The sequence below is a fragment of the Vibrio sp. 1402 genome (genome assembly GCF_033340275.1).
In genome coordinates, this window is sequence record NZ_JAWOWE010000149.1 from 1 (window position 1) to 851 (window position 851).

1 protein-coding gene is annotated in these 851 nt (G+C 46.3%); it reads left to right on the forward strand.

Annotated features, from left to right (window positions below; genetic code table 11):
- Positions 1 to 823: oxygen-independent coproporphyrinogen III oxidase (gene hemN / locus R7044_RS24725; RefSeq protein WP_225455935.1), on the forward strand; the 823-nt coding region annotated here is incomplete at its 5' end.
- Positions 824 to 851 lie beyond the last annotated feature (28 nt).

Sequence of the window (851 nt, forward strand, 5' to 3'; positions counted from 1 at the left end):
TGAACAAGATGAAGAATTCATCTTTGCGATGGTGGCACGTGCGAAAGAGTTGGGTTTCCGTTCGACCAACCTCGATTTGATCTACGGTTTGCCGAAGCAGACCAAAGCCTCTTTTGCGAAGACGTTAGAACAAGTGCTGGAAATGCAGCCGGGTCGTCTGTCGGTCTTTAACTACGCACACATGCCGCAATTGTTTGCTGCGCAGCGTAAGATTAAAGACGAAGATTTGCCAAAAGCAGAAGAGAAAATGGCAATTCTCCAAGACACGATCGCAACTTTGACGGGGGCTGGCTACCAGTTCATCGGCATGGACCATTTTGCGATGCCTGACGACGAACTCGCCGTTGCGCAGCGCGAAGGTGTGTTGCATCGCAACTTCCAAGGCTACACCACTCAAGGTGAATGTGATTTGGTGGGCTTTGGTGTTTCTGCCATTTCAATGATTGGTGATGCGTACGCGCAAAACCAAAAAGAGCTCAAGAAGTACTACGCTCAAGTAAATGACCTTCGCCACGCATTGTGGAAAGGTGTCTCACTCGATTCGGATGACTTGCTCCGTCGTGAAGTCATTAAGCAGCTGATTTGTAACTTTAAGCTTGATAAAAAAGCGATCGAATCTGAATTCAGAGTGAAATTCGATCAGTACTTCAAAGAAGACCTGCAATTGCTGCAAACGTTCATCAATGATGAGTTGGTGGAAGTAGATGACAATGAAATTCGAGTAACACTGCGTGGTCGCCTGCTTATTCGTAACATTTGTATGAGCTTCGATAAATATCTGCGAGCAAAAGCGCGTCAGCAGCAATTCTCTCGCGTGATTTGATCATCGCTTGCCGATTCCAAATACAAAA